Genomic DNA, 6,652 nt, shown 5'->3' on the forward strand with positions numbered 1-6,652 from the left:
CCGCGACGTGCTTCAGCAGGCGTTCAACGGCCTGGTGAGCGGGGCGTTCTACGCCCTGCTCGCCCTCGGCCTGTCGATCATCTTCGGCATGCTGCACGTGGTGAACTTCGCGCACGGGGCGTTCTACATGCTCGGCGCGTTCGGCTCCTACGTGCTGCTCGACTCGTTCGGTGTGAGCTTCTGGCTCGCGCTGCCGCTGGTCCCGATCGTGCTGGGCGTGGTCGGAGTGGTGCTGGAGCGGCTGTTCATCCAGCGCCTGGCGCCGCTCGACCCGCTCTACAACTTCCTGTTCACCTTCGGGCTCGCGCTGATCCTGCAGGACCTGGTCAAGCGGCAGTACGGCGTGCAGTCCCAGCCGTACCCGCGGCCGTCCGCGCTGCGCGGCTCGATCGACCTGGGCCTGTTCACGTATCCCGCCTACCAGGTGTTCGTGCTCGGCGTGTCCGTGCTGGTGTGCGGCGCGGTGTGGGTGGTCCTCACCCGGACCCGGGTCGGGATGATCGTCCGGGCGGCGACCGAGCGGCCCGAGCTGACCCGGGCGCTGGGCATCGACGTCGCCCGCTGGGTGACGCCCGTCTTCGGGTTCGGGGTCGCGCTCGCCGGGCTCGCCGGCGTGCTCGCCGCGCCGATGCGGGCGGTCAACCCGCTGATGGGCTCGGACCTGATCATCACGGTGTTCGCCGTGGTGGTGATCGGCGGCCTCGGCTCGGTGTTCGGGTCGGTCGCCGCCGGGTTCACGGTCGGGCTCGTGTCGGCGCTCGGCTACTACTACGTCCCGTCGCTGTCGCAGACGCTGGTGTTCATCCTGATGGCCGCCGTGCTGCTGTGGCGCCCCGCGGGCCTGTTCGGACGCGAGGAGGCGACGCTGTGACCCGCTCCGCCGTGCCGCCCGCCATGATCGTCGAGGAGGCGCAGTGATCCTCTCCAAACTCGCCGGACGGCCGTTCCTGCTGGCCGTCGGACTGCTGGTGGCACTGGTCCTGCCGTGGTTCGTGTACCCGCCGGTCGCGATGGACATCCTGTGCTGGGCGCTGTTCGCGGCCGCCGTTGACCTGCTGCTCGGCTTCACCGGGCTGTTGTCGTTCGGGCACGCCGCCTTCTGGGGCGGCTCCGGCTACGTGACGGGATTGATCGCGCTGCACTCCGGCCTGCCGTTCCCCGTGGCCGTGCTGGGCGGGGCGCTGTTCGCGGCCGTCCTCGCCTTGCCGATCGGCTTCCTGTCCGTCCGGCTGCGCGGCATCTACTTCGCAATGGTCACGCTGGCCTTTGCCCAGATGGTCTACTTCATCGCCAACCAGTGGCGGGACGTGACCGGCGGCGAGAACGGCTTGCAGGGGATTCCCAAGGAGCTGTTCGGGCTGGACTTGTCCGACCCGTTCTTCTTCTACTACGCGGGGCTCCCGTTCATCCTGGCCGGGCTGTGGGTCGCGTGGCGGATCGTCCGTTCCCCGTTCGGGCGAGTGCTGATGTCCATCCGCGACAACCCCGCCAGGGCGCGCGCACTCGGATACAGCATCGACCGGTACAAGCTGCTCGCCTTCGTCCTGTCCGCCGCCCTGTCCGGCCTGGCCGGCGGTGTGTTCACCATCGGGCACGGCTTCGCGTCCCTGCAGGGCGTCTACTGGACGACGTCCGGGCAGGCCGTGATGATGGTCGTCCTCGGCGGCATCGGCACGCTGTGGGGCGGCGCCATCGGCGCGGCGCTGGTCGTCCAGCTGCACGACTACCTGGCCACGGCCGGCTTCGAGGAGACCGGCATCATCACCGGCACCATCTTCATCCTCGTCGTCCTGCTGTTCCGCCGGGGCGTGTGGGGGACGGCCCGCGACCTGATCGCGGCCCGCCAGGCCCGCGGCCGCCCCGCCCCCGAACCCGACCAACCCAAGATCGGCGCCACCGTCTAGCGCCCCCTTCGTTGATGCGATGAAGGAGCGGAGGCCCCGCTCCTTCATCGCATCAACGAATGAGAACGGTCAGCGGGAGAGGCGATGGAGGCGGAGGGCCAGTTGGAGTTCCAGCGCGCGTTCCGGGGTGTGCCAGTCCTCGCCCAGCAGGCGGCCGATGCGCTCCAGGCGCTGGCTGACGGTGTTGACGTGGATGTGCAGGAGTGCGGCCGTCCGGGACAGGCTCCCGCCGGTCCCGAAGTACGCCTCCAGCGTCTGGACGAGCGCGGTGCCGCGCCGCTCGTCGTAGTCCAGGACGGGGCCGATGGCCCCGGTGAGGAAGCCGCTGACGTCCCGGTCGTCGCCGAGGAGCAGGCCGACGAAGCCGAGTTCGGTGGCGTCCGCGCCGTCGCCGAGCCGGCCGAGGGACTGCAGGGCGTTGGCGCAGCGCTGCGCCTCCCGGTGGGCGGCCGCGACCTCGGCCGGACCGCGCACCGGGCCCGCCGCGCCGATCGTGGCGGGCCCGCCGAGGGAGGCGCCCAGCTCCTTGGCGATCCGGCGGGCCGCCTCGCCCGGGCGGTCGCCCGGCACCAGCAGGACGATCTCCTCGGCGCGTGAGGCGGCCAGGCCGCGCTCCACCGCCGCATAGGACGACGCCCAGAACGCGGCCCGCTGCCGGAACTCCTGCGCCCCGTACCTCGCGCACAGCACCACGTGCGGGGCGCTCAGGTCGACGTTCACCCGGCGGGCGCGGGCCGTCAGCGACTCCGCCCCGACCTGGCGGCCGGAGAGCAGGTCGTCGAGCAGTTCGCCGCGCACCCGCCCCTCCGCCTCGGTGACGCTCCGCTGGAACAGCAGCAGCAGCGCGGTGACGAGCGCGGCCCGCTCCAGGATCCGCTGGTCGGCGTCGGACACCTCCTCCGCCGTCCGCAGCACCAGCGTCCCGAGCATCTCCTCGCCCGCGGACACGGAGGCGATCCACAGATCGCCGCGCCGTACAGTCCGGCCCTGCGCGCGCGCAGAGTGCGCCGAGGCAGAGACCCCGACGAGCTCATCGTCGTCAAGGGGAGCCGACACGGTGCCCGTCGTCGCGAGCTGGCGGCTGTCGGCGTCCAGGACGTGCAGCGTCCCGCCCAGCAGCTCGGTCACGATCGCGGCGACGTCTTCCACACCACCACCGCGGACGACCACGGCCGTCATCCGGTCGTGCGCGCGCGCCGCCCTCTCTACGGCCGCGCTCCGCGCCTTGACCACCTCGTTGGCCGTGCTCAGCTCTTCCAGGGCGGTGCGGGTCTCTTGCAGGAGCCGGGCGTTGTCGATCGCCACCGCCGCGTGCGCGGCGAGCGACCCGAGCAGCGCCACCTCCTCGGGATCGAACGGGCGCTCGCTGCGGTTCGCCGCGGTCAGCACGCCGATCACCCGGCTGCCCAGCCGCATCGGGACGCCCAGGATCGCGACGAGGCCCTCCTCGGCGACCGCGTCGTCGATGAAACCGCGGTGCTGGAACTGCTCGTCCCCGAGGTAGTGCGAGCTGGTGTAGGGCATGGCGGTCTGCGCGACCAGGCCGACGAGGCCCGTGCCCATCGGCAGCCGCAGCCGCCGGAACGCCGCCGACACGGAGCCGTCCGTGACCCGCATGTAGGTCTCGCCGAGCTCGTCGTCGTTCAGCGTGAGGTAGGCGATGTCGGCGTTCAGCAGCCGCCGGGCGCGGCGCGTGATCGCCTCCAGGACGGCATCGAGGTCGCGCAGCCCCGCGAGGTCGCCCGCGGTGTCGAACAGCGCCTCCAGCTCCGCCTCCCGGCGGGCGTGGCGCCGCATCACCGCCCGGACCCGCAGCGCCGTCAGCTTGGCGGCCTCCAGTTCCTCCAGGTACGCCGGGGACGCGCCCTCGGCCCGCGCCTGGACGAGGGGCCCCTCGAACTCGACGGGGGAGGCCTCCCGGGCCAGTAGTTCAAGGAAGACGCCGCAGGACATACGGGCCATTCTCAATGCGCCGTCCAACCGCCGTCGAGCGTGAGGGACGCCCCCGTCACCATCGACGCGGGCGGCGAGCACAGATACGCGACCAGTTCCGCTACTTCGTCCGGCTCGATCAGCCGTTTTATCGCCGCGTGTTCGAGCATCACGCGTTCGACGACCTCGTCCGGGGCCATGCCGTGCGCGCGCGCCTGGTCCGCGATCTGCCGCTCCACCAGCGGGGTCCGGACATAGGCGGGGTTGACGCAGTTGGACGTCACGCCGTGCGGGGCCGCCTCCAGTGCGATCACCTTGGACAGGCCCTCCAGGCCGTGTTTGGCGGTCACATAGGCGGACTTGAACGGCGACGCGCGCAGCCCGTGCACGGACGAGATGTTGACGATGCGCCCCCAGCCCCGCTCGTACATGCCGGGCAGCGCGTCCCGGACGAGCCGGAACGGCGCCTCCACCATCAGCCGGATGATCCGCGCGAACGTCTCGGGCGGGAAGTCATGGAGCGGGGCCACATGCTGGATGCCCGCGTTGTTGACCAGGATGTCGACGCCGGCGGCGAGCCCGTCGAGCGCCTCGGTGTCGGCGAGGTCGGCGGGCAGCGGGATACCGCCGATCTCGTCGGCCGTCCGCTCCGCCGCCGCGGCGTCTATGTCGGCGACCACCACCCGGGCGCCCGCGGCCGCCAGCCGGCGCGCGCACGCGCGGCCGATGCCGCCGGCGCCGCCGGTGACGAGGGCCCGCCGGCCCGACAGATCCAGCGTCCCCGAAGTGCCCGCGGCGGCCTGCCGCGGTTCCACGCTCGTCATGCGCAGAACCTACGAAGCGCGGCCCCGCCCTCCCATGTGGCCCGGGCACACAATCCGACGCTGGACGGTATGGGCGGCCCGCATCGATTCCGTTTTCCCCGTCCAGCGTCCCGAACCCGATTCGATCCGGCTACGGTTGGCTCGCCAAGATCGCTCCGCGCCGTGGAGGATTTCGATGACCGAGATCACGCACCGCTTCGTCCGCTCGGACAGCGGCCTGCGCATGCACGTGGCCGAGGCCGGCGAGGGGCCGCTCGTGCTGCTCCTGCACGGCTTCCCGGAGTGCTGGTACTCCTGGCGGCACCAGCTCGTCGCGCTCGCCGAGGCGGGGTTCCACGCGGTCGCCCCCGACCAGCGCGGCTACGCCCGGACGGGCGGCCCGGCGGAGGCCCGCGAGTACTCGCTCCTGCACCTGGTCGGGGACGCCGTCGGGCTCCTGCGCCCCCTCGGCGCGGACCGCGCCGTCGTGGCCGGCCACGACTGGGGCGCCCCCGTCGCCTGGGCCGCCGCGCAGATGCGCCCGGACAAGGTGCGCGGGGTGATCGGGATGTCGGTCCCGCACCGCCCGCGCAGCAGCAGGCCGCCCGTCGAGTCCATGCGCCGCCTCTTCGGCGACGGCTACTACATGGTCCGCTTCCAGGAGCCGGACGCGCCCGAGGCCGAGCTCGACCGGGACCGGGCCGCCACGTTCCGCCGGATGCTGTACGCGATGTCCGGCGACGGCCCCGCCCCCGCGCTCGTCTCCGCCGAGGGCGGCGGGTTCCTGGACGTCCTCCCCGACCCGGAGAAGCTGCCCGCCTGGCTCACCGCCGACGACATCGCGACCTACGTCGAGGAGTACGGCGACAGCGGGTTCACCGGCCCGGTGAACTGGTACCGCAACCTCGACCGCAACTGGGAGCTGACCACCGCCTGGCACCGCGCCCCGATCGGCCCGCCCGCGCTGTTCATCGCGGGCGACCGCGACATCGTGTCGGTCGGCGCCAGTCAGGTGATCGACTCCATGACCGACTTCGTGCCGAACCTCCAGGAGACCGTCTGGCTGGAGGGCTGCGGCCACTGGCTGCAGCAGGAGCGCCCCGCCGAGGTCAACGAAGCCATGCTCGCCTTCCTCCGCGCCCTCTGACCGCGCGGCCCGGCCGCGGAATGTCGGAGCCGGGGCGTACGGTCGGCGCGTGAACCGCACCGACCGCCTGTACGCCCTGGTGGAGGAGCTGCGCGCCTGCGCGCCCCGCCGCCTCGCCGCGCGGGAGCTGGCCGCGCGGTACGAGGTGAGCGTCCGCACGATCGAGCGCGACATCAGCGCGCTCCAGCAGGCCGGCGTGCCGATCTTCGCGGACGTCGGCCGGGGCGGCGGCTACACCCTCGACAAGAGCCGCACGCTGCCGCCGCTGAACTTCACCCCCGCCGAGGCCGTCGCCGTCGCGATCACCCTGTCCCGCGCGGGCGGCTCCCCGTACTCCCGCTCCGCCCGCACCGCCCTCCACAAGATCGTCGCCGCGATGTCGGCGGACGACGGCGCCTCGGCCCGCGAACTGGCCGCCCGCATCCGCATCCTCGGCCCCGCCGGGAACGACGACCAGGCGTCCGTGCCTGCCGTGCTTGAGGAGGCCGTGCTGGCCAGGCGGGTGGTCCGCCTCACCTACGTCGACGGGTCGGGCACCGAGACCGAACGGGACGTGGAGCCCGTCACGTTCACCGCGTCCGGCCAGGGCTGGTACCTGACGGCCTGGTGTCGCCTGCGCGGCTGCCGCCGCGTGTTCCGCACCGACCGCGTCCGCCGCGCCGCCCTCTTGGAGGAGACCGCGCCCGACCGGTCCTCGGAGTCCATGCACGGCGACATCCCACCCGACTACGTCGTCCGCCCCCTGGAATTCGTCTGAGCACACCCACGGGAGACGCGGCGGCCCGCACGACGGGAGGAGTCGTGCGGGCCCGCGATCACGGTCAGCCGGTGTAGTTCGGCACCTTGGGGATGGGCTGGGGGGCCGG

The 6,652-nt window shown here is 72.7% G+C and carries 6 protein-coding genes; 4 read left to right on the forward strand and 2 right to left on the reverse strand.

All coding sequences use genetic code 11. From position 1 onward, the window contains the following. Positions 1 to 7: 7 nt before the first annotated feature. Together E1266_RS16205 and E1266_RS16210 are read left to right on the forward strand one after the other, a co-directional pair. The gene (locus E1266_RS16205) at positions 8 to 871 is read left to right on the forward strand and encodes a branched-chain amino acid ABC transporter permease (RefSeq protein ID WP_132047719.1); all 864 of its coding nucleotides are present in this window, start codon (positions 8 to 10) and stop codon (positions 869 to 871) included. A 43-nt stretch (positions 872 to 914) separates the two neighbouring features. Then, positions 915 to 1,904: a branched-chain amino acid ABC transporter permease gene (locus tag E1266_RS16210; protein WP_207945686.1), complete on the forward strand. Its 990-nt coding sequence runs from the start codon at positions 915 to 917 to the stop codon at positions 1,902 to 1,904. Positions 1,905 to 1,973: 69 nt separating this feature from the next. On the opposite strand, the gene E1266_RS16215 is transcribed toward E1266_RS16210, so the two are convergent. Both E1266_RS16215 and E1266_RS16220 read right to left on the reverse strand, forming a co-directional pair. Next, positions 1,974 to 3,857, reverse strand: a complete 1,884-nt coding sequence (locus E1266_RS16215) for a GAF domain-containing protein (RefSeq protein ID WP_243718467.1) — start codon at positions 3,855 to 3,857, stop codon at positions 1,974 to 1,976. Between the two features lie 11 nt (positions 3,858 to 3,868). Then, positions 3,869 to 4,660, reverse strand: a complete 792-nt coding sequence (locus E1266_RS16220; RefSeq protein ID WP_132047723.1) for a 3-hydroxybutyrate dehydrogenase — start codon at positions 4,658 to 4,660, stop codon at positions 3,869 to 3,871. A gap of 175 nt (positions 4,661 to 4,835) precedes the next feature. On the opposite strand from E1266_RS16220, the gene E1266_RS16225 reads away from it, so the two are divergent. Continuing rightward, positions 4,836 to 5,786: an alpha/beta hydrolase gene (locus tag E1266_RS16225; RefSeq protein ID WP_132047725.1), complete on the forward strand. Its 951-nt coding sequence runs from the start codon at positions 4,836 to 4,838 to the stop codon at positions 5,784 to 5,786. 49 nt (positions 5,787 to 5,835) lie between these two features. Continuing rightward, positions 5,836 to 6,543, forward strand: coding sequence for a YafY family protein (locus E1266_RS16230; RefSeq protein ID WP_132047726.1), 708 nt, complete (start codon positions 5,836 to 5,838; stop codon positions 6,541 to 6,543). The last annotated feature ends 109 nt before the right edge of the window (positions 6,544 to 6,652 follow it).

Source organism: Actinomadura sp. 7K534 (assembly GCF_004348575.1).
Taxonomy (GTDB): domain Bacteria; phylum Actinomycetota; class Actinomycetes; order Streptosporangiales; family Streptosporangiaceae; genus Spirillospora; species Spirillospora livida.

Bases quoted from the DNA above. Each gene is read 5' to 3' on its own strand.
- E1266_RS16215 (WP_243718467.1), bottom strand. From the start codon at position 3,857: ATGTCCTGCGGCGTCTTCCTTGAACTACTGGCCCGGGAGGCCTCCCCC.
- E1266_RS16220 (WP_132047723.1), bottom strand. From the start codon at position 4,660: ATGACGAGCGTGGAACCGCGGCAGGCCGCCGCGGGCACTTCGGGGACG.
- E1266_RS16225 (WP_132047725.1), top strand. From the start codon at position 4,836: ATGACCGAGATCACGCACCGCTTCGTCCGCTCGGACAGCGGCCTGCGC.